Source organism: Roseibium sp., from assembly GCF_965233565.1.
Lineage (GTDB): Bacteria > Pseudomonadota > Alphaproteobacteria > Rhizobiales > Stappiaceae > Roseibium.
In genome coordinates, this window is record NZ_OZ247494.1 from 1,044,121 (window position 1) to 1,069,381 (window position 25,261).

The 25,261-nt window shown below is 60.2% G+C and carries 19 protein-coding genes; 10 read left to right on the plus strand and 9 right to left on the minus strand.

The features are described 5' to 3' along the window. Positions 1 to 4: 4 nt before the first annotated feature. Positions 5 to 1,858, minus strand: a complete 1,854-nt coding sequence (locus ACO6TG_RS05010) for a flagellar hook-associated protein FlgK (protein WP_422377159.1) — start codon at positions 1,856 to 1,858, stop codon at positions 5 to 7. 73 nt (positions 1,859 to 1,931) lie between these two features. Continuing rightward, a complete protein-coding gene (locus ACO6TG_RS05015) occupies positions 1,932 to 3,320 on the minus strand; it encodes a flagellar hook protein FlgE (RefSeq protein ID WP_422377160.1) in 1,389 nt (462 codons plus the stop codon). 306 nt (positions 3,321 to 3,626) lie between these two features. On the opposite strand from ACO6TG_RS05015, the gene ACO6TG_RS05020 reads away from it, so the two are divergent. From ACO6TG_RS05020 to ACO6TG_RS05055, 8 genes are all read left to right on the plus strand, one after another. Next, complete coding sequence (locus tag ACO6TG_RS05020) at positions 3,627 to 4,472, plus strand: AAA family ATPase (RefSeq protein WP_422377161.1); 846 nt, start codon at positions 3,627 to 3,629, stop codon at positions 4,470 to 4,472. A gap of 26 nt (positions 4,473 to 4,498) precedes the next feature. After that, positions 4,499 to 5,032 carry a hypothetical protein gene (locus ACO6TG_RS05025; protein WP_422377162.1) on the plus strand — a complete coding sequence of 178 codons (534 nt, stop codon included), beginning with the start codon at positions 4,499 to 4,501 and terminating at the stop codon, positions 5,030 to 5,032. A gap of 59 nt (positions 5,033 to 5,091) precedes the next feature. Beyond that, positions 5,092 to 5,616 (plus strand): SixA phosphatase family protein, encoded by a 525-nt coding sequence (locus ACO6TG_RS05030; RefSeq protein WP_422377163.1) that lies wholly within the window; start codon positions 5,092 to 5,094, stop codon positions 5,614 to 5,616. A gap of 44 nt (positions 5,617 to 5,660) precedes the next feature. Further along, positions 5,661 to 7,175, plus strand: a complete 1,515-nt coding sequence (locus tag ACO6TG_RS05035) for a YcjX family protein (RefSeq protein WP_422377164.1) — start codon at positions 5,661 to 5,663, stop codon at positions 7,173 to 7,175. After that, positions 7,172 to 8,218, plus strand: a complete 1,047-nt coding sequence (locus ACO6TG_RS05040; protein ID WP_422377165.1) for a YcjF family protein — start codon at positions 7,172 to 7,174, stop codon at positions 8,216 to 8,218. Before ACO6TG_RS05035 ends, ACO6TG_RS05040 begins: the two co-directional genes overlap by 4 nt. Before the next feature lie 160 nt (positions 8,219 to 8,378). Beyond that, on the plus strand, positions 8,379 to 11,246 hold the full coding sequence (locus ACO6TG_RS05045; RefSeq protein ID WP_422377166.1) for a beta strand repeat-containing protein: 2,868 nt from the start codon (positions 8,379 to 8,381) through the stop codon (positions 11,244 to 11,246). Between the two features lie 181 nt (positions 11,247 to 11,427). After that, entirely contained in the window at positions 11,428 to 12,603 is a 1,176-nt protein-coding gene (locus ACO6TG_RS05050; protein ID WP_422377167.1) for a vWA domain-containing protein, read from the plus strand. Continuing rightward, a complete protein-coding gene (locus tag ACO6TG_RS05055) occupies positions 12,600 to 13,715 on the plus strand; it encodes a hypothetical protein (RefSeq protein WP_422377168.1) in 1,116 nt (371 codons plus the stop codon). The genes ACO6TG_RS05050 and ACO6TG_RS05055 overlap by 4 nt, the downstream gene beginning before the upstream one ends. Before the next feature lie 7 nt (positions 13,716 to 13,722). On the opposite strand, the gene ACO6TG_RS05060 is transcribed toward ACO6TG_RS05055, so the two are convergent. The 4 genes from ACO6TG_RS05060 to ACO6TG_RS05075 all read right to left on the minus strand — a co-directional run bounded on the left by ACO6TG_RS05060 (position 13,723) and on the right by ACO6TG_RS05075 (position 15,748). Next, positions 13,723 to 14,151, minus strand: coding sequence for a universal stress protein (locus tag ACO6TG_RS05060; RefSeq protein ID WP_094071485.1), 429 nt, complete (start codon positions 14,149 to 14,151; stop codon positions 13,723 to 13,725). A 67-nt stretch (positions 14,152 to 14,218) separates the two neighbouring features. After that, positions 14,219 to 15,007, minus strand: coding sequence for an AraC family transcriptional regulator (locus ACO6TG_RS05065; protein WP_422377169.1), 789 nt, complete (start codon positions 15,005 to 15,007; stop codon positions 14,219 to 14,221). Between the two features lie 160 nt (positions 15,008 to 15,167). Further along, positions 15,168 to 15,365 (minus strand): helix-turn-helix transcriptional regulator, encoded by a 198-nt coding sequence (locus ACO6TG_RS05070; RefSeq protein WP_422377170.1) that lies wholly within the window; start codon positions 15,363 to 15,365, stop codon positions 15,168 to 15,170. Further along, entirely contained in the window at positions 15,365 to 15,748 is a 384-nt protein-coding gene (locus ACO6TG_RS05075; protein ID WP_422377171.1) for a hypothetical protein, read from the minus strand. Before ACO6TG_RS05075 ends, ACO6TG_RS05070 begins: the two co-directional genes overlap by 1 nt. Positions 15,749 to 16,002: 254 nt before the next feature. On the opposite strand from ACO6TG_RS05075, the gene ACO6TG_RS05080 reads away from it, so the two are divergent. Next, complete coding sequence (locus ACO6TG_RS05080; RefSeq protein WP_422377172.1) at positions 16,003 to 17,229, plus strand: MFS transporter; 1,227 nt, start codon at positions 16,003 to 16,005, stop codon at positions 17,227 to 17,229. Positions 17,230 to 17,514: 285 nt separating this feature from the next. Here the strand turns inward: ACO6TG_RS05080 and ACO6TG_RS05085 are convergent, their stop codons facing one another. The 3 genes from ACO6TG_RS05085 to ACO6TG_RS05095 form a co-directional block, all read right to left on the minus strand. Further along, complete coding sequence (locus tag ACO6TG_RS05085; RefSeq protein WP_094071489.1) at positions 17,515 to 17,835, minus strand: 2Fe-2S iron-sulfur cluster-binding protein; 321 nt, start codon at positions 17,833 to 17,835, stop codon at positions 17,515 to 17,517. Positions 17,836 to 17,951: 116 nt separating this feature from the next. Further along, on the minus strand, positions 17,952 to 18,314 hold the full coding sequence (locus ACO6TG_RS05090; protein ID WP_422377173.1) for an Hpt domain-containing protein: 363 nt from the start codon (positions 18,312 to 18,314) through the stop codon (positions 17,952 to 17,954). 252 nt (positions 18,315 to 18,566) lie between these two features. After that, positions 18,567 to 18,881: a hypothetical protein gene (locus tag ACO6TG_RS05095; protein WP_422377174.1), complete on the minus strand. Its 315-nt coding sequence runs from the start codon at positions 18,879 to 18,881 to the stop codon at positions 18,567 to 18,569. 276 nt (positions 18,882 to 19,157) lie between these two features. Between ACO6TG_RS05095 and ACO6TG_RS05100 the strand changes: the two genes are divergently transcribed. Beyond that, positions 19,158 to 24,824, plus strand: a complete 5,667-nt coding sequence (locus tag ACO6TG_RS05100) for an antitoxin (protein ID WP_422377175.1) — start codon at positions 19,158 to 19,160, stop codon at positions 24,822 to 24,824. Positions 24,825 to 25,261 lie beyond the last annotated feature (437 nt).

The window sequence follows — 25,261 nt, forward strand, 5'->3', positions numbered from 1 at the left end:
AACCTTATACAATGTTCAAGAGCTCATCGAAGAGCTCCTTGATCGTCTGCATGACACGGGCATTGGCCGCATAGGCGTTCTCAAGCTGCACCATGAAGGCAAGTTCCGTATCCAGATCAACCGCGTAGCTTTCCTCGTAGCGGATCGCCAGGTTCCTGGTCAGCGTTTCCTTGCTGTCCGAATAGGTGGCGGCATCCTCCGCCTGGTTCCCCTGAAAGGCGACGGTCTGGTTGACGAAATCGATGACACTGCCCTGGAAGGGGGTCGACGAACTGCCGATGCCCGACCCCGGGTCATAGTACGTCGTGGTGGACGTCAAGGCTTCGGACAGATATTGAGCGCGGGCCGGATCGTTCGCAGTGTTGGCGGTCGGCGTGGTCTGATAATTCACCAGAAGAGCACTGTCTGCCAAAAGGTCCGGATTGACGGCAATCGCGTTGGCGTAGCCAAGCCGCTGACCGCTGTCCTCGAGCGCGTCCGTGAACAGTTCGGGCGCGTCCCGGCTGTCCACGAAAATCGCCAGGCCAAGCCCTTGGTCCGTGTGGGCCGTGACGGTGACATCGGCCGTCAGGCTTTCAACCGTGGTTGGCCCTGTATTGTCTCCCAGAACCCGCAGCTGATCGGAACCGTTGTTGCTGACCTGCAACCCGGTGGCCCCCATCGCGGCAATGATGTTGGTGATGATTGTTGCCTGCGTCCCGCTGGAAATATCAATGCCGAAAACCGTGTCATTCGGATTGGCCGTCGCGGAATTGTCCAGGGGCAGCAAGGTAGCATCCTCGACCCCGACCAGCGTTACCGTCTGCGCCGTGCCGCCTGTATCCGTGTATTCCACCGTGATGGTATTGCCGGCCTGCAGGGCAGAGATATCAAGATCGAAGCCGTCATCCAGGCCGACCGTCACTGCCGTGCTGTCCACGGTGACGTTGGAAAAGGCCAGCGAGATTTCAGCAGCAATGGTGTCGAGCTGTGTCTGCGCTTCGACCAGGATGTCGTCCCGAAGTTCGGCCGTGGCCACCATGAGGCCGGATCTCGATCCGGCAATCAGGTCATAGCTGGTTCCACCCGGCGTTGTCACCATGACGGAGTTACCGGTCTGTCCGGGCTGCAGGGAATGAGACTGCGAGAAAGACAGGGTTGAGGCCTGGTTGTCCGCGTAAAGCTGCTGGCCATCCGCGGTCTGGATGAACAGCGTATCGTTGGAACCTTCGGAGACATTGACGTCGAGATATGCGGAAAGCTGCTCGATCAGCCGATCGCGCTCGTCTTCCATGTCCGCTGTCGAGATACCCGATTGCGCCGCGTCCCGGATCGCTTCGTCGATGTCCTCGATGCTGCTCAGCACCCCATTGACGGCGTCCGTCTGCGTTGACAGGGCAGTGTCGGCCTCCTGACGCAGGTCAGCAATCTGCTCGTAGGATGAGTTGAGTTCACGTGCAAACGCATCCGCAATCGCAACAACGTCGTTCTGCGCAGCATAATTGCCCGGATCGTTCACCAGAACCGCGAGTTTTGAGGACAGTTCACCGGCAAGCGATGTCAGGCTGCTCTTGTCGCCGATGGTCCCGAAGATATCGTCGAGACGATCTGTGAAATCCGCGATCTGCTTGGCGTAATTGGTGTCGGCCAGCGAGTTGAAATAGTCCGCCTGAATTTGTTCATCGACAATGCGCCGGACTTCCGTTGCATTCATACCTGCAACGTTGCCGAGACCATCGAAGAAGACTTCAGCGGAAATAATCTTTTTGGAATAGCCGGCCGTATCAGCGTTCGCGATGTTGGTCGCTGTCACGTCCAACTGGCGCTGATTGTAGGTAATGCCGAAAACCGCTGTGTTCATGGCACTGCTCAGACCCATGGCGGCTTCTCCTTCCTTTTACGCGACTAGACCAGGCGAACCGGCGGGCTTGAGCCCGCCGGCGGAGCCCGAATTACCGGACCATGTTCAGGGCGTCATCGAGCATTTCGTCCGCGGAGGTGACGATCCTCGAGTTTGCAGAATAGGCCTGCTGAGTGATGATCAGTTTGGAGAACTCGTCGGCAATATCGGCATTGGAGAGCTCCAGTTTCTTGGCAAGAATCTGGCCGCCACCGGACAGATCCGCATCACCGGAAGAAGCGGTCGCCGCAAAGGCTGCACCGTCGACACGCTGCAGGTTCTGTTCTGCTTCAAATGTCGCCAGCGGAATCTGGTAGACCGCACGCTGCTGGTTGTTCGAATAGCTTGCAACCACGCGGCCCGCATCATCCACTGCAACTCCGGTCAATTCACCGGCAGGATAACCATCCTGGTCGAGTGAAACGGAGCTGGCCGTTCCATCGGGATCCGAGAACTGGGTCAGGGAGCCATTGGCAAACGAGAACTCAACGTTGTTTGCCGTGGTGCCACCGATGGTCAGTGCAGTGATGGTGAAACCGTCGCCGGTTCCGTTGACAGCAGTGCCAGTCATGCCACCGGCCGTGAGGGTGCCCATAACACCAGTGGAATCGAACTCAATGTCGCCGACATCGTACCAGGAGTCCGTCGCATCACCGCCTGTGCCGATATACATGCTCCAGGTGTCATTCTGCGGCACACCGGCATCTTCATTGAGCCGTTTGGCGTAACGCACCTCGACGTTCATCGCTGTACCGTTTTGGTTGTAGATGGTGATTGAACCGCCGGAAATGGAAGAATCCAGGAAATCCTGCTCATTGGCTACGGTAATGTTGCCAACACCGACACCTGCATCAAGCAGCGCAGTATCTTCGTCGGAACCATCATAATCTGTGGTATCGGGAACACGTGGCAGGTTCGCCTGATATTCAACCGTGGTGGTCGCCGAAGCTCCCAATGGCTGGTTCTCGATCTGGATCACGGTCGGATTGTCACCGATGGCGTTACCGGTATCGGGGTCTAGCGGGAAGCCTTGAAGGTAATAACCGGAGGCGTTGATCAGATACCCCTCCTTGTCGCGTTCGAAATCGCCGCCGCGCGTGTAATAGGTTTCGTCTGCAAAGGTCGTGGACCCGTCGACAACGTCGGACGCCTTCGTCACAACGAAATACCCTTCGCCGTTGATGGCCATATAGGTGTCGACATCAACGGAGGTGATATCGCCCTGAACGGTATTGGTGGCACGCGACGTTGCAAAGGTCGTACCCGACACTTGCTGCGCCTGCACCGACCCACCGCCGGAAACGAGATCGGAGAACGTCGTGTCGAGCCGCTTGTAACCGGTGGTCTGCGAGTTGGCGACGTTACCGGAAATATTCTCCAGAGCCGTGGCCTGCGCCGCCAGTCCGGAAACGGCCGAGTTGATAGCCCCATAAATACCCATGTTCGGTCCTCTTTATAGATCGGGCACTGCTACGCGGGCTTTCGCCCATAATCGGCTTCCATCCGCAAAGGGCGTGCCAGAATCGAACCGGGAGTTTTTCTTCAATTTTTTCAAATAATTAGAAAACTAGTCCTTGTGGAAGCATTCGCCCGAAGACCGGCAATCCACGTCCTGCCGGGCAAAATCTTCCCCTCAAGATGGGCAAGACTGTCCCTCCTTGCCGCCTGCCGCTCCTTGCCTTTATTGGCTTGCGTCCCGCCTCCGGGCCTGCCAACTTGCCGCCGACTGACGAAGGACAAATTGCCCATGCGCTTTGAAGGAACTGAGAACTATATCGCCACGGAAGATCTGCGCGTTGCCGTCAACGCGGCGGTTGCCCTGGAGCGGCCGCTTCTGGTGAAAGGCGAGCCGGGTACCGGCAAGACCGTTCTGGCCCAGCAGGTTGCGGCCGCCCTTGGAGCACCGCTGATCGAGTGGCATGTCAAATCCACCACCAAGGCCCAGCAGGGTCTTTATGAATATGATGCCGTCTCGCGCTTGCGCGACAGCCAGCTTGGCGACGAACGCGTCAAGGATATCAACAATTACATTCGCAAGGGCAAACTCTGGGAAGCTTTCGAGGCTCCGGAACGGCCGGTCCTCTTGATCGACGAGATTGACAAGGCCGACATCGAATTCCCGAACGATCTCCTGCTGGAACTCGACCGCATGGAATTTCATGTCTACGAGACCGGCGAGACGGTCCGGGCAGTGCGGCGCCCCGTCGTGATCATTACATCCAACAATGAAAAAGACTTGCCGGACGCCTTTCTGCGCCGCTGTTTTTTCCACTTCATCAAGTTTCCGGACGCGGAAACCATGACGGAAATCGTTGATGTGCATTTCCCCGGTATCAAGCAGCGCCTGCTGTCGGAAGCACTGCGCCTGTTCTACGATGTACGTGATGTGCCGGGGTTGAAGAAAAAACCATCGACATCGGAATTGATCGACTGGATCAAGCTGCTTCTGAACGAGGACGTTGACCCGGAAACGCTTCGTCAACAAGATAGTTCCAAGCTGATTCCACCGCTCCACGGGGCCCTTCTGAAGAATGAACAGGATGTTCACCTGTTTGAGCGGTTGGCGTTTATGGCACGAAGGGAACGGACCTAACACGGGGAATTGCGGTGGCGCGACAGGTGTCGGACATAGGCTTCAAGGCAGGGCTGCTGATAGCTGTAGCCATGGGCCTGTCGCTACCGGCTTCCGCACAGGTGCCACCGGAGCAGGACGCAGGCTGGCAAAGCGACGTGGAGGGGCTGCGCCATTTCACAGGCCTGCGCTGTCCGGACATGATCGGCCCGTTTTACCGGATCAAGGTGATGGAGGGCGATCAGGTGAGCCTGGCCGGCTGTATCTATACCGGCCGGGACGGCATCACCGCGGTTTTGCGCAAACACGTGGAAGGTACAGGGCGCCGCGAGGCTCTGACCTTCTCCCGCAACTACAAGGCCGCCGGATTTGAGCCAATCAAACTGACGGGGGCAGCGGCCTCCGGCATCTCCTTCAGAACGCGCAGCTGGACGCCGACAAGCCTTTGCGAAACGTTGTGGTATTTTTCCGGTGCCAAGGCCGATTATACGCTGTGGCTGTCCTACACCCTGCCGACGCAGGAAGTTGATATCGGCCCCGCAGTGACCTCCTTCACCCAGGCCCTTGCCAACCAGAATTGACATCAGGTTTCTGGCCTTTACGCCCTCGCGTCCGCAACCGACCAACATCTGGAAACAAAATGCGGCTCTTACTGCTCAGACATGCCAAATCCGACTGGGGCGATCCGTCCCTGGAGGATATCGACCGCCCCCTGAACAGCCGTGGCAAGGCTGCAGCCTCGCGAATGGCGCGATATCTCAGGGAACACGCCCTGCTGCCCAACCAGGTTCTCTGCTCCACCTCCTTAAGAACCCGGGAAACGCTTGCCCGCGTACTGACAAGCCTGCCGCAGGAAGCCCAGATCCACCTGTTGTCCGATCTCTATCGGCAGAGCGAAGACGATTACCTGTCTCTCATCCGAAAACATGGCGGCCGCGCACAAAATCTTATGGTGATCGCCCATAATCCCGCCACCGAAGAAACGGCGCTTTCCCTGGCCGGCACGGGCGCTCCGGCGGCGATCGCGGATCTGAAGGAAAAATACCCGACTGCGGCCCTTGCCGTGATCGATTTCGATATTGCCGACTGGTCTGAACTTCAGCCCGGAACCGGTCACCTGGAGCGTTTTGTCAAACCCCGTGACCTGAAGGACGATCTCGGCTGACCGCAAACTGATCGGCGATTGCAACTGCTCCGGCCAGCGCTTACATGAACGCGCTGGAGGTGCTCTTGAACCCGTTGACCACACTGAAGGAAGAGTCCCGGCTTGCGCTGGCAAACCTGGCCGATGCAGCCGTTGACCTGACCGTGCCGAGCGTTCGGTTGGGCGTGACCGGCCTTGCCCGCGCCGGCAAGACCGTTTTCCTAACCGCCCTTGTTCACAATCTTGTCCATGGTGGCCGACTGCCCCTTTTTGCGGCCGCTGCCGGACACCGCATGACCGGTGCGCAGCTTCAGCCCCAGCCGGACGATGCCGTGCCGCGCTTCGACTACGAAGCCCATGTGCAGGCGCTGGTCAAGGACCGGGTCTGGCCGGCGTCCACACGCCAGGTCTCGGAACTGCGTCTGACCATCGATTACGAGAGCTCCTCCTATTTCTATCGCAAGCTGGGCCCGGGGCGCCTGCATCTCGACCTGATCGATTATCCGGGCGAATGGCTGCTGGATCTGCCCCTGCTCGGCAAGGATTATGCGACCTTTTCAGCCGAGGCACTCGCCCGCGCACGCGTCCAGAACCGCGTTGACATTGCCGCCCCCTTTCTCAAGGCACTGGAGGAAGCAGACCCGACCGCACCGGAAAGCGAACCCGCGGCCCAGAAACTGGCGGCCTGTTTCAAATCCTACCTGGCAGCCTGCCGGGCGGATGCGCACGCGCTCTCGATGCTGCCACCTGGACGGTTTCTGATGCCAGGTGACCTCGACGGCTCCCCTGCCCTCACGTTTGCGCCATTGGACATTGCGGCCGATGCTGCGCCAGCACGGTCCGGCACCTTGCGTGCAATGATGGAACGGCGCTACGAGGCCTACAAGGCCCATGTCGTGCGTCCCTTCTTTCGGGATCATTTTGCCCGGCTCGACCGCCAGATTGTCCTGGTCGACGTCCTGCACGCTTTAAATGCCGGACCTCATGCGATCACTGACCTTGAGACGGCCTTGAGTGAAGTGCTTGGTGCGTTCCGGCCGGGCAAACGCAGCTGGCTGTCCTCCATTCTGACCCGCAGGATAGACCGGATCCTGTTCGCCGCCACCAAGGCAGACCATTTGCACCGCTCCGATCACGACCGCCTTCAGGCTATCTTGAAACGGCTGGTTGCACGCGCGGAAGAAAAGGCCCGCTTCAAGGGCGCTGAGGTGGATGTGCTTGCGATGGCTGCCGTCCGCGCAACACGCGAGGCAACCGTCAAACACCGGGGTGAAGAGCTTCCCGCTATCCTCGGCACTCCGCTACCCGGTGAGCGCCTGAACGGCGACACCTATGATGGCAAATCGGAAATCGCTATGTTTCCCGGGGACTTGCCGACAGATCCTGAATCACTTTTTGCCGAAGGTGACTCTGTTTCTGAAGACCTTCGACCGAGTTTTCAGGCCGCTCAGGCAGATCTTCAATTTCTGCGTTTCCGGCCGCCGGCACTGGATACCACGGCAGAGGGGCTGACCCTATCTTTGCCGCATATCCGTCTGGACCGAGCCCTTGAATTCCTGATTGGAGACCGACTGGCATGACCGGATCGACCCCACCTCCTGGCCGCAAGCCAACTGCCTTTCGTCTCGATGACAGCAAGGTGCGTCTGACCGACGACGAGACCCGGGAACCCTCAGCCGGCGAGGCACTCGTCACCCAGGCCTATCTGGAAGAGGATGAACCGCGTCTGCCGCGAGATGCCAGCACTCCAAAATCCCGTTTCGGTTTCGGCAAGTGGATCATGGTCGGCCTCACGGGCCTGGTCTCCCTGGCAATCGGCCTTGCCATCGATAGCCTGATCCGGGATCTGTTTGCCCGAACCGACTGGCTTGGCTGGCTGGCAGTCGCCCTTGCGGCCATTGCCGCCCTCGGGTTGACCGGACTGATTATCCGCGAGTTTGCCGGACTGGCTCGGCTCGGCAAGATCGACCATCTGCGTGCAAAACTGAAAACAGCAGCCGACGAGGACGATGCGAAAGCGGCAACGGCCGGCCTGAAGGACCTCATGACCCTTTACGCCGACCGGCCCGAAACGGCGCAGGGCCGCAAGGCACTTGCAGGTCACATGCAGGAGGTCATCGACGGACGCGATCTGGTCATCCTTGCGGAACGCGACCTGTTGCGCCCTCTCGATCAGGAGGCGAACCGCATTGTGCTCAACAGCGCCAAGCGGGTGTCGCTGGTGACCGCGGTCAGTCCCCGCGCCCTGGTCGACCTCCTGATGGTTCTGTTTGAGAACCTCAGGACCATCCGCCGCGTTTCCACGCTTTACGGCGGCCGGCCGGGCACACTTGGCTTTCTGCGGCTCGCCAGACATGTTGTCTCGCACCTGGCCGTCACCGGCGGCATGGCAGCTGGTGACAGTCTGGCCTCCGAATTTCTGGGCCATAGCCTAGCCGCCCGCTTGTCGGCGCGTTTGGGAGAAGGCGTCATCAACGGGCTCTTGACCGCCCGCATCGGAATCGCCGCCATCGCGGTGTGCCGTCCGTCTCCATTCGTCGCCGACAACGGCCCGAGCGTGAAGGAATTCATGGGTGAACTGACGTCACTGGCAAAGAAACAGGAAACAGATGGAAACAACTAACCTGTTGTAAAATATATATTAAACGTAAGTTTAGCGCCTTTGGACGCCACATTTGTTGTGCCTGGGTCACAGCTCCACTAAGACCTGACCCCATACTTCGTTTTCGCTTCGTCAGCTTGACGAAATGCGTTAAGAAATAGCAAACAACAAGGCGTCAGGAATGATCGGTACGACCGAAAAAGGCTGCGGGGCTCATCAGATCAAACACGCGCTCATGGCAAGCTGTGCCATGTGGCTGGTCCTGCCTGCCGTTGCCTTCGCCGCCGACATCACCATTCCGTCCGGCACAACGGTCACGACAACCCAGACGCTGACAGATGTTGGCGATACCGGCACGATCGACAGTGGCGGGACCATCGACGTCACCGACGAAGACGGTCTGGTACTGGGCAATGATGATCAAACCGCCATCAACAATGGCGTCATTGACGTTGAAAACACGGGCGGCCCTTCGTTTGCAGGTATTGGTTCCACGGGGGCCAATTCACGTATCACCAACAATGGCGACATAACCGGCACCGGAAACTTCATCTTCGGCATCGTCACCAACGACGATGACGCGGTTGTTGTCAATTCCGGGACAATTGACCTCGACGGTGATTTCAATCTCGGCATCTCGCTGGATGGTGACAATTCCAGCGCTGAAAACTCCGGGGACATCACGACCAACGGGTTTCGTTCGGATGGAATCTACGTGTTCGGTGACGACGGTTCGGCCACGAACAGCGGCACGATTGTGACAAGCGGAGAAGATGCCTTCGGGATTTATTCCGACGGCAATGCCTCAACCCTGATCAACACGAGAACGATCACCACCACCGGCGACGATTCTATCGGCATTGGCGCTGACGGCGACAGTGCCACCGTTTCGAATTCAGGTTCGATATCCACGGCGGGCGAGGATGCAGACGGCATCAAGATCGCCGGAGACGATTCCAGCGCGACCAATTCCGGCACGATCAACACAACCGGTGAAGACGCACACGGGATCGATGCGGACGGTGCCAATGCTGTTGTGAACAACAGCGGCACAATCACGACGACGAGTGATGACGCCACAGGTATCGATTCCGACGGCGGTGCAACCAACGCCTCCATAACCAACAGCGGTACCATTTCCGTGAACGGGAATGACGCTTTGGGGATCGAGTCGAAAGGCAATGGCAGCACCATCACCAATACGGCATCCGGCTCGATCACGACGCAGGGCAGCGGTGCGCCTGGCATTGGCTCCCAGGGAAATGACTCGACCATCAGCAATGCAGGCAGCATCACGACCAATGGCTTCAGTTCTTTCGGGATTGGGGCCCTCGGTGACCGGGTGTCGATCACCAATACAGGATCCCTCTCCACGTCCGGCGACCAGTCCGACGCAATTTACGCGTCGAATGATGGCGCAACGATCAACAACCAAAACACGGTTTCAACAAGCGGCGAAGATGCTCACGGCATCGGCACCGACGGAGACTCGGCCAACATCACCAATTCCGGCTCCATCACCACGACCGGCAACAGCAGTGACGGCATCGACAGTGACGGAGACTCCATCACGGTCACCAATTCCGGGACACTGACGCAGTCGGGTGAAGGCGGAAACGGGATCGATGTCAACGGCAACACGGCAACGGTATCGACATCCGGCAGGATCACAACATCCGGCGCAGACAGCAACGGGGTTGAAATCACTGGCAACAATGCGACAGTCACCAACTCCGGAACTGTAGAAAACACCGGCTCAAGAACCGGCAGCGACGCTGCGGCCGGGCATGGCATATCGGTTGTCGGCGACAATGCAACCGTCACGGTCACCAGTTCAGGAACGACATCCTCCGAAAACGGCTCCGCAATCTATATCAACGGCGCGAACGCGACTGTTACACTTCAGAACGGCTCGCTTATTGTCGGAGACCTGACCTTCACCGACGCCTCCACCGCGTCCTTTTCCTACGAAGGCAGCCGGACCGCTATTTACGGTTTCTCCAGTGTCCCCGGCACGCTGACTTCTGATGGCCTGGTCATCAATACCAATGGCAACACGGTAACTTTCTTCAATCCGGATGAATTCCAGCTGGGCACAACATCGCTCACCTTCAACGCGCTCTCACGTGAGCTGGCGGACGTTGTCGAGGAGCAGATGAATGCGGGAGGCCTCAACGGCTCCGCATTCGTTGCCACCAATGGAACGCCAGCCGAAACGGTTTCAGACAGGTGGTCCGTCTGGGCGTCGCCTTTCGGCGGATTGTTGAACCGGGATGGCAATGACGGTTTTGATCACAGTTTCGGTGGCCTGATGGCCGGTGCCGAGCGCGGCTTCGGAGCCGACTACCGGGCAGGTGTCGCCGGTGGTTTCTCAATTGGACACACCGACAGCAACAACGATGTGCACTCGGCAGACACGTACAGCCTTTTCGTCGGTGCATATGCCTCGCGGAACTGGCAGCAGACCTTCGCCCAGGTCAGCCTGCTCGGCGGTTATCTGAACAGTTCCGAGGATGTCACGGTTCTGAACAACATGGTTGCCGGCGGCCTGCAGGACCTGTCGATCGACTACGACTACCTCTTCCTCACGCCAAGTGCCCGTCTCGGCCATGCCTTCGCCCTGACGCAAGGCACGCTCACACCGAGCGTGCGAGCCCGGTATTCCGGGCTGTGGCAATCGGGCGACGCAAGCGAGACGACCTCGGGCCTGACCGTCTCCGGGCGTTCGTTGAACGTTCTGGAGCTTCGCGGCGAGACTGCATTTGATTTTGCCCCCGTCGCTGCTGACACCGGGGCCCTTCATTTCGGCGTTGCAGCCGGCATCGACGGCATCTTCACGCTGAGCGACAATGTCGACGGCAACCTGTCCGGAACCGCGCTCAATCTGTCCACCGACAATGACGACGCTGTCGTGCGCGGCTTCGGCCGGGCAGACGCCGTCTGGAAATCAAATGGCGGCGCAGCGTTCCTTGCCAGTGTCGAGGGCGGCTATGACAGCACCGAGACCGTGTCCGCCACCATGCGCCTCGGTGGCAAGATCAGTTTTTGAAAATGACCGACGGCATTGGACCAAACCGGCCCGGCCCTTCGGGTTGATGTCTGGCGGACGGCTGTTTGTCGTGCCGCTCATCCATCGCCCCTCCATGGCTTCACGTGGCTCCACGCATCCATCTCTCCGGACAACAAACAGAACGCTTCAATCTGACAGCGAAACGCTCTAGGTTCGGCTCATGTTCATAAGTTTCTTCACCGAACTCAAATCGGCGGGCATCCCGGTCTCGCTGCGCGAATACCTGACGCTGATGGAGGCGCTGGACAAGGATCTGGCGGAGAAAAGCGTTGAGGATTTCTATTATCTGGCACGTCTTGCGCTCGTGAAGGACGAAAGCAACCTGGACAAGTTCGACCGGGTCTTCGCCCATGTCTTCAAGGGCCTTGAGCTGATGAGCGACGTGCCCCTGACCGACATTCCCGAAGAGTGGCTGCGCAAGCTTGCCGAGAAACACCTGACGGATGAGGAAAAGGCGCAGATCGAGGCCCTTGGCGGTTTCGAGAAGCTGATGGAAACCCTGCGCGAACGCTTGAAGGAGCAGGAAAAACGCCACCAGGGCGGCAACAAGTGGATCGGTACGGCCGGCACATCGCCCTTTGGCGCCTACGGTTACAATCCGGAAGGCGTGCGTATCGGCCAGAAGGAAAGCCGGCACCGCCGGGCGGTCAAGGTCTGGGACAAACGTGAGTTCAAGGATCTGGACGACACCCAGCTTCTGGGCACCCGCAACATCCAGGTTGCCCTGAAGCGGCTCAGAAACTTTGCAAGGACCGGCGCGGCCGAGGAACTTGATCTCGACAACACGATCCGGGCAACGGCGCACAAGGGCCTTCTGGACATCAGGATGCGCCCGGAGCGGCACAATGCGGTCAAGGTGCTCCTGTTCTTCGACATCGGCGGTTCGATGGACGACCACATCCGAGTCTGCGAGGAACTGTTTTCGGCCGCGCGCTCAGAATTCAAGGTGATGGAGCATTTTTACTTCCACAACTGCCTTTACGAGTATGTCTGGAAGGAAAACCGCCGCCGTCACACCGAACGCATTCCAACCATGGACGTGCTGCACAAATACCCGTCCGACTACAAGATCATCTTCGTCGGCGATGCCTCGATGAGCCCTTACGAGATCGCTTATCCGGGCGGCTCTGTCGAACACTGGAACGAGGAACCAGGCTCTGCCTGGATGCAAAGGATCACAGGCCTTTACAACAGCGCGGTCTGGCTCAACCCGGTTCGTCAGCAGCACTGGCATTACACGCAATCCATCCAGATGCTGAACGAGCTGATGGAAGGCCGCATGTTCCCGATGACAGTCGAGGGGCTCACAGAAGCCATGAAGGAACTGGCACGGTGAGCGCGTCTGAAGACACCCCTGCCTTCTCGCCCCACAGCACCACGTCCGGCATGGTCGGCGGCGGCTTTTACAATGCCAATTCGTCTCCCCAATGGAATGCCATCGAAGCGGTCCTGCCCTTGCTGGACCAGGCGATCAATTCCCTGTCTGTCGAGGGAGCTGGCCCGGTCTGTCTGGCGGATTTCGGCTGCTCGGAAGGGCGCAATTCGATTGCGGTAATGCAGCGCGCCCTCACGTCCCTGCTGCCCCGCACCCACCGCCCGGTTCAGACCATCCACTCCGACCTGCCCACCAACGACTTTTCCAAACTGTTCGTGAACCTGCAACCGGGCGGCAAAAGTGTTTTTGAAAGCGACAGGGTCTATTCCGCAGCAGTCGCCGGCTCCATGTATGACCAGCTGCTGCCGGACCGCTCGTTGCATCTGGCAACCACGTTCAATGCGATCGGTTTTCTGTCCCGCCGTCCGGTCAAGGCCTTGCCTGGATACATTTTTCCAAACGGCCCCAGCAAGGAACGGGCGAACGGTTTTGTTGCTGACGAGGATAGGAATGCCTTTGCAGCGCAGGCGAAACAGGACGTCGGAACGTTCCTGAACAAACGCGCCCGCGAACTGGTCCCGGGAGGCAAACTCCTGGTCCAGGTCTTTGGCGCCAACGACACCGCAAGCACCTGCAATGGCCTTTACGATCTCCTGAACGATGCCGTCCTGGCCCATGTCGACTTGGGCGAGGTCAGCCGGGAGACCTATGAGCGCTATTATCAGCCGGTCTATATGCGAACGCTGGACGAGCTGATCGCTCCTGTGACCGACGAGACCTATGGCGCACGCGGACTGTTCGACATCGAGCAGACCAGGTCCTACGAGATTATCGTGCCGTTCAACGAGCGCTTCCAGTCAGACGGTGACCTGGACCGTTACGCTACGGACTATGTCAATTTCTTCCGCGCTTTCACGGAGGCGGTCCTCTCTGGCGCCCTGCCCGAAACGCCGGACAGGGGCAAGCTTGTTGAGCGCATCTATGACACGGCCGTTGATCTGCTCAAGGCCTATCCGGACCGCTACCCGTTCCGCTACATCGCCATTGCCATGCTGCTGACGCGAGTGGGCTGAGCGCTCGTCAGCTTCCGCGCAGCACAAGCACCGAACACGGTGCGTGCCGGACAATATGGGCTGCGTTCGATCCGACGAAATAGGTCGACAGGCCCGGTTTGTGCGAGGTCATGAGAACCAGGTCACAGGCGGTCCGCTCTGCTTCTTCGATCACTTCGTGGTAGACCGAGCCCATGCGGACGGCCACATCGACAGCGCCTTCCGGCGCATCGAGACCCGCCGCGATCTTGTCGAGGATCTGCGCCGTTTCCTGGAACTCCCGTTCCTGCCACCCCTCCGGCAACTGGCTGGCGACAAAGCTCTGAACTTCCGGGCAGACTGCCAGAAGGTGGACCTTGGTGCCATAATCGCGCGCCATCTGGGATGCCTTTGCCAGGGCATCTTCGGCAAACCCGGCTTCGGCGGGATCCACGGGAACGAGGACTTTCTTGAACATTGAATGACTCCCAAAAGTGGTTCTTTCCTCTTTTGGGACGGCGGGCAATTTGCCGCCATGAGAAAAATCAATCACTCACGTCGCCAAAATACCGGCCAGGTGTCACGCCGAAGGCCTTTTTGAAGGTCGCGACAAAAGCGCTCGGCCCCTCATACCCGAGTTTGTGAGATACGTCTGACACGCTGCGGCCGGCGGCAAGCAGCTCCAGCGCCCGGAACAGTTTCACCTGCCGGCACCAGGTGCGGTAGCTGAGACCGGTTTCCGCCTTGATCCGCCGTTCGAAAGACCTGACGGAGGTCGTACAGCGCGACGCCGCCTCGCTCAGCGAGGGAATGTGAGCAGGACAGCGCACGACCCCGTCGCACAGAGCCCGCAATTTGGGATCCTGTGGCATTGGCAGCTGTAAAGGTGCCGCCGGCAGCATCTTGAGCTGATCCAGGATCACGGCCGCGATCCTGGCGGCAGGCCCTTCCACGCTTGCCGCCCGCGGGTAGGACATGAATTCGAGGATCAGCGCCCGCAGCAAGGTGGTGACTTGGATCACCTGCGGCGTTTGCGGCAGGCCCTGCGTGTGGTCGAATTGCACATAGACGTAGCGGATTTCGGTATCGGTCAGGTAGCGGGTCTGGTGAGACAGCCGTGAGGGCAACCAGACAGCCCGTTCGGGCGGTGCGAAAAACGTGCCCATTTCGGTATCAATCGCAATCGATCCCTTGACCACATGAAAGAGCTGCGCAGCATCGTGGGAATGCCAGCCATTATGTCCGATGCCCGCAGGCTGGCTCTTGGCATAGCCGATCAGCGGACCGGGGACGGCTTCGGTCGGAAATTCCGAGAGTTCGGGATGAATGCTCATGGGCGAATGATAGCCACCTTTCTGCAGATTGCCCAGTTGCTGAACCGGGCCAAACACCCGAAGCGGCCTGTCCACTGGGCGCGTTCAACCGGCTCAGGCTCAGCTGGAACGATGCCAGGGAAAGCGCCCTGGACCGGTCTGACCGCCTTCGGACCCGGTCTCAGTCTTCATCGGGGTCAAACAACTGTTCAATAGGCAGGTCAAAGACACGTGAAATGCGGAAGGCAAGCGGCAGGCTGGGATCGTACCTGCCCTTCTCCAGCGCGATCACGGTCTGGCGCGTCACGTCAAGCCGTTCGGCGAGATCCGCCTGGGACCAGCCACGCTCGCCCCTCAGGGTTTTCAGATGGTTCCGCATCACATCTTCCAGCGAACGCCAGCCGTGGCAACAGACCACATGACAAACAGAAACGCGGCGAAATAGTTGAGGTCGACCGTCAGCACCGCTTCCAGCTTTGCGAGGAAAAGGGCTGCCAGGACACCAACCAGCAAGGTGATCGACCCGGCCACGGCCATGATCAGCCGCTCACGCTCGTCCACCTTGCGGTAATATCTGACCAGGGCCCACAGCACGAGAAACATCGGCAGGGTTGCAAGACCGGACACCAGAACATGCGTAGAAAAATCGGACGCGTTGGTGTCCAGATAGTCCTTTGCCCAAAAACTGGACGCAACAAACAGGGCGGTGGCCCCGAGCGTCTCGGCGACATACTGCAAGGAAAGACGGTCAAACCGGGTCATTGTCGGCTCCTGAAACGAACAAATGTAAAGTGACCTTTACATTTCACATCAGAGGCGAAAAGTAAAGCACGCTTTACATTTTTTGTTGCAGATACACATTTGGCCGGCTTGGAGTCCGCCGATCTTTAACCACCCACTCAAAATTTGGCGGGTCAGAGACATATCCTGACAAAACACCGCTAACACGCAAGGCGCGGATCGGCCTAAAAGCAGGCAACAGCGCTGTCGGACTGTTTCTCTTATCTGGCTACGGAATGACCTACTTTACCCAAAACGCCCACCCGGACGAGATCAAGGGCTGGCGCTCGCCGGCCGTTCTCCTGATGATCATGGCAGGCGCCATGCAGCTCTCGTTTGCGGCCTGGTGGAACCTCATGAACAATTTTGCGGTTCAGGAGCTGGACTTTACCGGTCGCGAGATCGGCATCCAGCAGTCGATCCGCGAAATTCCGGGTTTTCTCAGCTTTCTCGCCGTCTATCTGCTGCTGCTCATGCGCGAGCAGACCCTTGCCTATCTGTCATTGCTCCTGCTGGGCTTCGGTGTTGCCATTACAGGCTATTTCCCGACGGCGATGGGCTTTTACATAACCACCCTGATCATGTCGATCGGCTTCCATTATTACGAAACCATGGCGCAGTCGCTGTCGCTGCAGTGGCTGCCCAAGGCAACGGCTGCGGCCAGCATGGGCAAGATCATCGCCGTCGGCGCCTTCGCCCAGCTGATCGCCTACGGCCTGATCTTCATCGCCTGGAAAACCTTCGATCTGTCGTTCACCGCCGTCTTCGCCATTGCCGGCGGCCTCACCCTGGTGGTGCTCGCCTTCCTGATGATGGCCTATCCGCATTTCCGGGAGGGCGTGCCGCAGCACAAGAAGCTGATCCTGAAGAAACGCTACTGGCTCTACTACGCCCTCACCTTCATGGCCGGCGCGCGCCGTCAGATCTTCACCGTTTTTGCAGGCTTCCTGATGGTCGAACGGTTTGGCTATGACGTGCACGAGGTTGCGCTTCTGTTTTTCCTGAACGGCGCCTTCAACATGTTCCTGGCCCCGAGCATCGGCAAACTGATCGTGCGGTTCGGCGAGCGCAAGGCACTGATCTTTGAATATGTGGGCCTTGCGGGGGTCTTCGTGACCTATGCCTTTGTCACCAACGCGACACTGGCCGCTGCGCTTTATGTCATCGACCACGCCTTCTTCGCCATCGCGATTGCGATCAAGACCTATTTCCAGAAGATCGCCGATCCGGCGGACATCGCCCCGACCGCAGGTGTCGCCTTCACAATCAATCATATCGCGGCGGTGTTCATTCCGGTTCTGTTCGGCCTGATCTGGCTGGTTTCGCCGGCAGCCGTGTTCCTCGCCGGAGCCGGCATGGCCCTGGTCAGCCTGGCGCTCGCCAGCCTGATCCCGAGCAACCCGGAAGAAGGTCGCGAAGTGGATTTCTGGTTCCGCAAACCGGCGGCCCAGCCAGCGGAGTGACCCGGCAGCGCTCTGTGCTGACCATTGAGATCAGTTACAAAAAGGGCGGCCATTCGGCCGCCCTTTCCGATTGCTTACAAACGCTCAGCTCGTCCTTTCGGACAGGTGCAGCGACGCTGCGCGCCGATCCGGAACCCGGCGCGTCAGTACGAGCGACAGCGAGCACAAACCAGTCAAGCGTCTGAATTCTCTGGTAAAGACGCGCCAAGGGCGCGGTTTCCTTCGAGACGCGCGCAGGCGCGCTCCTCAGGAGGAGGCTGAAAGTATTGACAGTTTGCCTGGAATTTAAGCCTGGCGTTCCGGCACGTGCACGACGAGACCGTCAAGCTCGCCGCTCACCTTGATCTGGCAGGACAGGCGCGAGGTCGGCTTCACGTCATAGGCAAAGTCGAGCATATCCTCTTCCATCGGCTCAGGCGACCCGGTCTTGTCCTTCCAGGCGTCGTCGACATAGACATGACAGGTCGCGCAGGCGCAGGCGCCGCCGCATTCCGCTTCAATTCCCGGCACCATGTTCTTAATGGCGTTCTCCATCACCGTCGAGCCTTCGGCGGCATCGACTTCGGTCTGGTTTCCGTCAGCGGTTACAAATGTGATCTTCGGCATATGTCGCGTCCAAGCCTTGAAACAGAGGTTCTCCGACGACCGAAATAAAGAATAAACGCAAAAGGTCAAGGACCGTGCCGTATCTGTGCGGCAATGGGCCCAAAATTCAACGCAAATCAGCTGTCCAGAAGATCGCGGATATAGGCATTGACCTCCTCGACCGCGTCCGCAAGGCCATCCGTATCCGCATCGGCCCTGTCTCGCATGCGCCCCTCAAGCGCTTCGCAGACGATCGCCACACGTTCTGCCCCCACAGCGCGCGCCGAGCCTTTGAGCGTATGGACAAGATCCCGGCGTATGCCCGCGTCACTTTCGCGGTTGAGCCGTTCCAGGGTGTTGGAGGATTGCGACTTGAACAGATGAAGGACCTGAACTTCCAGATCGCGATTGCCCAGTGTGTTCGCCGCCAGCTGCACCAGATCGATCGGTGCGTCGGGACCGGACCGGCCGGCAACACGGGCCAAAGAAGACGAGGCCATGGGGATACTCCAAACTTGACCATGCATGCCTGCCGACGCCCTGTTGCATTCGCAGGCTCACGTTAGAGTGATCTCCAATCCGCAAACACCCGGTTAAACCGATCTCACAAACTGCCCGCTGACGAAGAAGTCCCCAAAAAATTCGATTCGTGGTTAACGCGTTTTAACGTGGCTATCAAAACAGGATTCAAAAAGCCCTTGCATTTCTGCTGTTTTCCTGAATCGCTAAAATTTTAATGATCTGATTCGGCGTTAACTTTTTTTGCCTTTTTGACTTGCGGTCAGAGCCTCGATTGCTGCAGGCGTCAGCTTGCAAACCAGCCAATCGGGCTTGATTGGGTTGGAAAACCAAGGCTCTGCCCAGCCTGCTTCGATACAGGCGCGAATTGTGCGTGCCGGAATTTCCCGTCCCTGATCGTCGAACAGAGGCAGCTTGCCGCCGGGCTGATCGAGGCCCTTTTTCAACCAGCGCTTTTGCGGAGCCGTCAATTTGCTCGTCTTGAGTGCATCCGCAACAGCTGCGATTTCAGCTGCTTCCGCCACGTCGCCTGCCTTCGATTCTGGCATCCTGACCGCCCCCTAAGTGACTCACGCTATTGCCGTTTCTTGTTCGTTAGGAGAGATTGTGCCATTACAGTTACTGATGCGGCAAGGTGGGGAGAGAACCGTCGAACGAAAAGTTCGCGGTCGGTCAGCGGCGGCCCTCTCCACGTACAGGTTTTGCGACGCTGTCTGGTGGGCGGCGCGCGACGAGGACGCATCCGGTAGACAACTGTAACAGGCTGAAAAATCAGCCTGGCTTGGTACCGGTGTGTAATGAGTACGGATGTGAGGCGACCCTAAATGGCAAATCCGACAAAGGCAAAAGATCCGGCGGAAGCGGCTCTGTCTGCTGTGGAAGAGGCCCTGAAACTGGATTTCGGCGGCCCTGAAACGGCATCGGCCCCTGCAACAGACACGAGCGCAGCGGAGCCGGCAAAGCAGCCCCAGGCGGACACACGCGACACCAACCAGCGCGAGGAGCGCCCTGCGCGTCGTCGCGGCCGCGGTGGACGCCCGCCGGCGGCCAATGACGACCGCCGCAATATCGGCAACCTCATCTACGCCTTGCAGCGCCGTCCCTCTTCCGCGCCTTTCTGGGGCGCCCTTGCCCTGAGCGCCGTCTGGGCCGCACTCGGCAGCAGCCTGTTCATGAGCGCCTTCTCGGACAAGGTGACTTCCCTCACCGATCCGCAGGCCCTGATGTCCTCGCCGGAGATGATCCTGGCGGCGGTCGGTATCGTCGTGCCGATCATCTTCTTCTTTGTCATGGCCATGATGATCTGGCGCGCGCAGGAAATGCGCATTGTCGCCCGCGGCATGACCGAAGTCGCCCTGCGCCTGGCCGAGCCGGAAGACATGGCCAAGGAAAGCATTCTCAGTGTCGGCCAGGCCATCCGCCGCGAAGTCGCCGCCATGGGCGACGGCATCGAACGCGCCATTGCCCGTGCCAGCGAGCTGGAAGTGCTCGTCCACAACGAGGTCTCCTCGCTGGAGCGCTCCTATAATGACAATGAACTGAAAATCCGTGCCCTGATCGAGGAACTGGTCAGCCAGCGTGAATCCATTGTCATGAACGCCGAACGTGTGCGCGAGACCATCGCAGGTGCCCACGAGAACTTCGCCTCACAGCTCTCCAGCACGTCCGGTGAACTCGGCAACAATGTCGATCTCGCCACCCAGCGCATGATCGACGCCGTCAACAGCCGCGTGGAAGAACTGACCGCGACCGTCGACAGCCGCATCGAATCCCTCGGCGCCACGCTGAATGCCTCCGGCAACGAACTGGTCGACAGCCTCACCGTTCGTGCGGAAGACTATGTGGCGCGTCTGTCCACCACGGGCAACGACCTGGTCGACAGCCTGGCGGAAACCGGTGCAACCATGTGGGAGACGCTGACCGCGCGCGGCAACGACGTCAATGCACGTTTTGCCGACACGGCCAACACCTTCGTGGAAACACTTTCCGCGCGCAGCACCGAAATCAACGACACCCTCGCCTCTTCCAGCTCGTCGGTGATCAACACCTTGAGCGAGAAGGCGGACGAGTTCCGCGTCACCCTGGAAACCACCGGCACGACCGTTGGCGACACCATCACGGCCCGCGGCGAAGAGATCAACGCCAACCTTTCGCTCACCTCCGGCCGCCTGATCGACACCATCACCTCGCGCACCGAGGAACTGGTCACCACTGTCGACAGCCGCGTCACCTCGCTGGATGAATCCCTGGCCGAAACAGGCAACCGGGTTGTCGAGAGCATTTCCGAGAAGGGCCAGACGGTCACCGACACGATCTCGATCCGCGGTGCGGAAATCGTCGAGACCTTGTCGAGCCGCTCCACCGAAGTCGCAGAGATCCTGCGCGGCACGGGAGAGAGCATCGTGGTCGACCTCAGCCTGCGCGGCGGCGAAATCGCCTCCAAGCTGGACGAAACCGCCGGCTCCCTCACAGAGACCATTTCTGTGCGCGGCGGCGAACTGGCAGAGAAATTCGACAACATCTCCGAGCGCATCTACACCGCGATCTCCATCGACGGTGCGGAGCTTGACCAGCGTCTGGCAGCCCGCAGCAACGAGATGGCCACCATTCTGGAACAGCAGACAGTCGGCTTCCGCGAAACCCTGGAAGGCGTTTCCGGTCAGTTTGCCGCCGGCCTCGGCGAGCAGACCAATTCGCTGACCCTGAAACTGGCGGAAACCGGCACCCAGCTGGCCGAACTGATCGGCAGCCGCGGCGACCGGGTCGCCGGCGACATCAACCAGATCAGCGGCCAGATCGCCGAAACGCTGGAAGTCCGCGGCCAGGCCCTGCAGGAAGGCCTGTCGACCCGTCTCACCGAACTGGAAACCATCGTCACCGACCGTGGCGGCCAGCTTATCGATGCGTTCGACACCAAAACCCTGCTGCTGTCCGAAGCTCTGGATTCGCGCCTGGGCACGCTCGACTCGACCTTCGCGGCCCGCGTCGATGCCATGGACGCATCGCTTGGAGACCGCATCTCGGCCATGGACGCCTCTCTCGAGCAGCGTCACTCGGCGATCGACGCGACCCTGGGCGAACGTCTTGGCACGATCGACAGCTCGCTCGAGCAGCGTTTCACCGTGATGGATGCAACGCTCACCGACCGCATCAGCACGATGGACACCTCGCTGGAACAGCGCCTCGGTTACATCGACACCTCGCTTGCCGACAAGATCGCCACCATGGACACCGCACTGGAGCAGCGCTTCACGACCATGGACGCTTCGTTCAGCGACAAGGTCGCCACGATGGACACAGCACTTGGCGAGCGGATTTCCACCATGGATGCCTCTCTCGGCAGCCACATCAACACGCTGGATCTGACGCTGGATCAGCGCACGGCCGCCTTCGAGGCCACGCTCGAGGCGCGCACCCAGATCCTGTCCGACGCGATCGAGAACCGCACCACCGGCATCAGCGATGCTCTGGAGGAAAAGACCCGCAACATCACCGATGTTCTGGCCGACCGCTCCGATGCCATCACGCTGCAGCTCGGTCAGCGCATCGAAGCTGCCGGCAACACCCTCGCCGAACGGGCCGAGGACATCGGCAACACGCTGTCCGAACGGGTCGACGGTGCCGCGACGTCCATGGCCGAGAAGGCGGAACTCCTGTCTGCGTCCATGACCAGCGGTACGGACCGGATCGACGAAACCCTCGACGCCCGCGCCCGCCAGATCTCCGAGACCCTGATTTCCCGCACCAAGGAAATCGCCAAGGCTTTTGTCGACGGCCAGGACGAAATGACCTCTGCTCTCGACAACCGTCTGGCGGAAGCCGGCAGCGTGCTGGGCAAGCAGAGCGAAGAGCTGACGGAATCCCTGTCCGAACGGATCGCGGAGATCAATGTCTCGCTCGGCGCCAAGGTGTTCGAGGTCGCAGAAACCCTCGACAGCCGCGCAACGCAGCTGGAAACCATCCTGAACGAGCGCCTGGAAAGCATTTCCGGCACGCTCACCGGCGAGAGCGAACGCGCCCGCGACATTCTCACGGCCGTCATCTCCGAAGCTGGAGCGACGCTCTCCACCGAGAGCACCCGCCTGCGCGACGTGGTTCAGGAAGCTGTCACGGCAGCCGTCCAGACCCTGGCGGACGAGCGCACCAAGACGGTTGAAATCGTCGATGGCGCCCTCTCCCAGGCAACCGAGAAGCTCACCGGCGAAGGCGACCGTATGCGCCAGATCGTGCTGGGGTCCGTCGGCGAAGCCCGCGGCGTCCTGGTTGGCGAAAGCCAGAAGGCTGCCGATACGGTGACCGCCGCCATGCAGCAGGCAACCGGTGCAATGTCGGGTGAAAGCGGCAAGATCCGCGATCTGGTTCTGAGCGCGGTCGGCGATGCCGCCCGTGCCATGGGCGCAGAGAGCGAAAAGGCCCGCACGCTTTATGCCGGCACCCTTGCCGAGTTCACCGGCTCCCTGACCGGCGAAAGCGAAAAGGTCCGCAACGAGCTGGCCGGCCTCATTGCCGAGATCTCCGGCAACCTGTCCGCGGAAAGCGAACAGGCCCGCATCACCCTCGCCAGGACCCTGGAAGACATTCGCGGCCAGATGTCGAGCGAAGCCGGCATGGTCCGCGCCCGGGTCAACAGCGCGGTGGCCGAGGCAGCAGATCTTCTGGTCGGTCGCGGCAACGAAGTTGCCAACGAGCTGCTTGAAAAGGCAACCAGCCTCAACGAAGCCTTCGGGGCCCGTTCCGGCGAACTTGCCAAGATTGTCGGCACGGATGGCAACGAGCTCATCAGCGCCATCGAGATGCGCGCCAATGATCTCACGGGCCGCCTCTCCGAGGTCCACACCGCCATCCTCGACGCCATCACCGTCAAGGGCCGCGATGTCACCGACACCTTTGCGCATACCGGCCTGGACGCGACCCGTTCGCTGGTCGAAGCCGGCGACCGTATCGTCGCCAGCATCAACGAGCGCAGCGCACAGGCGACCAGCCTGCTCAGCGATACCAAGCAGCGTCTGGAAGCGGACGTCACGGAGATCCTCAACAAGATCGAGACCTCCAACGCCAACCTGCAGGGTATTGTTGCCACGGCAGGCGAGAACCTCAACGAGGTCGAAGGCAATCTGGCCCGCCGGGCCGGCGAGTTCCGCTCCGCGGTCGACCGTGCCGTGACGGACACAAATGCCACCACGACGCTGATCTCCGAGCAGGTCTCCAACCTGCGCGATGTCACCGACACGACGTTGGCAGATATCCAGAACCTGACCAACCGCTTTGGCGATCAGTCTGAAGAACTGACCAAGGCCGCCCGTCACCTGGAAGACACCAACCGCTCCGTCGAGGGCCGCGTCTCCGAGCGCCGCACGGCGATCGAGGAAGTTGCCGACACGCTTCTGGCGAAGACCGAGGCCGTCGACACGCTCATGCGGTCGTTCACTTCGACCCTGTCGGAAACGCTGGAATCGGCCGACGACCGGGCCCGCGAGGCGGCCAACATGCTGTCGGCGGCTGCGGAAGCTGCCACCAAGCAGGTGGCCGAGCAGTTTGAATCGATGCGCCTGACCGCCGGCATGGAGGGCCAGAAGGCCCGCGAAGCCATCCGCTCGGCCCAGGACGACATCGTTTCGGAAATGTCGCGCACTGTCACAGACGCTTCCGAACGCTTCAACGATGCGGCCACCCGCATGCGCGATGTCGCCCGCGAGGTGCACCGCGAACTGGAAGCGACCCGCAGCGAACTGAAACAGGGCGTCCTCAACCTGCCGGACGAGGCGGAAGAATCTTCCGCAGCCCTGCGCAAGGTGGTCAACGAGCAGATCCGCGCGCTGACGGAGCTCTCCGAGATCGTCGCCAAGCAGTCGAACACGCTGGACATCTCCCGCCCTGCCGCGCACGCGGCAGCCAGCGCGGCCCCTGCCCCGCAGCAGCCGGCTCCGCAACCTGCTCCGGCAAGCTATGCACCGGCAGCCCCGGTCGCCGCCGAACCGCGGCAGCAGCCTCAGCCGGCACGCCCGGCCGAACCGCGCCGCCAGCAGCCGGCACCGGCCGCAACCGGAGGAACATCCGGTGGCAAGGGCTGGGTGGCAGATCTGCTGCGCCGGGCTTCGCGTGACGAAGATGCCAGTTCGGACACCGACATGAGCCGGACGCCACTGCAGACGGTGGAGAGCCTCAACTCGCTGTCTGTCGACATTGCCCGGGCCATCGATCACGAGACCTTCGTCGATCTGTGGAACCGCTACCGCAATGGCGAGCGTCACGTCTTCACCCGCCGTCTCTACACGCTCCAGGGCCAGCAGACTTTTGACGAGATCCGTCAGAAGTATTCCCGCGACCCTGAATTCCGCACGGCGGTGGAACGCTACGTGGCCGATTTCGAGCAACTTCTGGCCCAGGTGTCGCGCAACGACCGCGACAACATGCTCGGCCAGACCTACCTCACCTCGGACACCGGCAAGGTCTACACCATGCTGGCCCATGCCAGCGGGCGCCTCGACTAAGCGGCGCTTTGAAATGGACACGAAAAAAGGCGGCCACTGGCCGCCTTTTTTGATTGCGAGACACGCGCAATGCGCAACCCAGTTCAGAGCCCTCGCTAGCCCCTCCAGTGTCACCCCGGGCGAGCTGCGCGAGACCCGGGGCCTACTCACTTCCAGAGAGCCTGATCCTCTCGCAGAGCGGATCCGCGGAAATTTGGATGCCCTGCGCTTCAGCAAGGGGGCCTGCGAGTAGGCCCCGGCTCTCCGCTACGCTGCGGCCGGGGTGACACAGGTGCGAAGGCCGCACCACGTAATTCGGAGAGGAAAAGCGGCCTGATTTTGCCGGTCCCACTTCGCCTCGCCGTCTCCTCCAGTGTCACCCCGGGCGAGCTTCGCGAGACCCCGGGGCCTACTCGTTTGCAGAGCGCCTGGTCATTTCGCACAGCGGATCTGCGGCA

Bases quoted from the DNA above. Each gene is read 5' to 3' on its own strand.
- ACO6TG_RS05035 (WP_422377164.1), top strand. From the start codon at position 5,661: ATGAACGCGCTGGAGGTGCTCTTGAACCCGTTGACCACACTGAAGGAA.
- ACO6TG_RS05100 (WP_422377175.1), top strand. From the start codon at position 19,158: ATGGCAAATCCGACAAAGGCAAAAGATCCGGCGGAAGCGGCTCTGTCT.
- ACO6TG_RS05040 (WP_422377165.1), top strand. From the start codon at position 7,172: ATGACCGGATCGACCCCACCTCCTGGCCGCAAGCCAACTGCCTTTCGT.
- ACO6TG_RS05085 (WP_094071489.1), bottom strand. From the start codon at position 17,835: ATGCCGAAGATCACATTTGTAACCGCTGACGGAAACCAGACCGAAGTC.
- ACO6TG_RS05080 (WP_422377172.1), top strand. From the start codon at position 16,003: ATGACCTACTTTACCCAAAACGCCCACCCGGACGAGATCAAGGGCTGG.
- ACO6TG_RS05015 (WP_422377160.1), bottom strand. From the start codon at position 3,320: ATGGGTATTTATGGGGCTATCAACTCGGCCGTTTCCGGACTGGCGGCG.
- ACO6TG_RS05065 (WP_422377169.1), bottom strand. From the start codon at position 15,007: ATGAGCATTCATCCCGAACTCTCGGAATTTCCGACCGAAGCCGTCCCC.
- ACO6TG_RS05060 (WP_094071485.1), bottom strand. From the start codon at position 14,151: ATGTTCAAGAAAGTCCTCGTTCCCGTGGATCCCGCCGAAGCCGGGTTT.
- ACO6TG_RS05090 (WP_422377173.1), bottom strand. From the start codon at position 18,314: ATGGCCTCGTCTTCTTTGGCCCGTGTTGCCGGCCGGTCCGGTCCCGAC.
- ACO6TG_RS05075 (WP_422377171.1), bottom strand. From the start codon at position 15,748: ATGACCCGGTTTGACCGTCTTTCCTTGCAGTATGTCGCCGAGACGCTC.
- ACO6TG_RS05010 (WP_422377159.1), bottom strand. From the start codon at position 1,858: ATGGGTCTGAGCAGTGCCATGAACACAGCGGTTTTCGGCATTACCTAC.
- ACO6TG_RS05020 (WP_422377161.1), top strand. From the start codon at position 3,627: ATGCGCTTTGAAGGAACTGAGAACTATATCGCCACGGAAGATCTGCGC.
- ACO6TG_RS05095 (WP_422377174.1), bottom strand. From the start codon at position 18,881: ATGCCAGAATCGAAGGCAGGCGACGTGGCGGAAGCAGCTGAAATCGCA.
- ACO6TG_RS05070 (WP_422377170.1), bottom strand. From the start codon at position 15,365: ATGCGGAACCATCTGAAAACCCTGAGGGGCGAGCGTGGCTGGTCCCAG.
- ACO6TG_RS05030 (WP_422377163.1), top strand. From the start codon at position 5,092: ATGCGGCTCTTACTGCTCAGACATGCCAAATCCGACTGGGGCGATCCG.
- ACO6TG_RS05045 (WP_422377166.1), top strand. From the start codon at position 8,379: ATGATCGGTACGACCGAAAAAGGCTGCGGGGCTCATCAGATCAAACAC.
- ACO6TG_RS05050 (WP_422377167.1), top strand. From the start codon at position 11,428: ATGTTCATAAGTTTCTTCACCGAACTCAAATCGGCGGGCATCCCGGTC.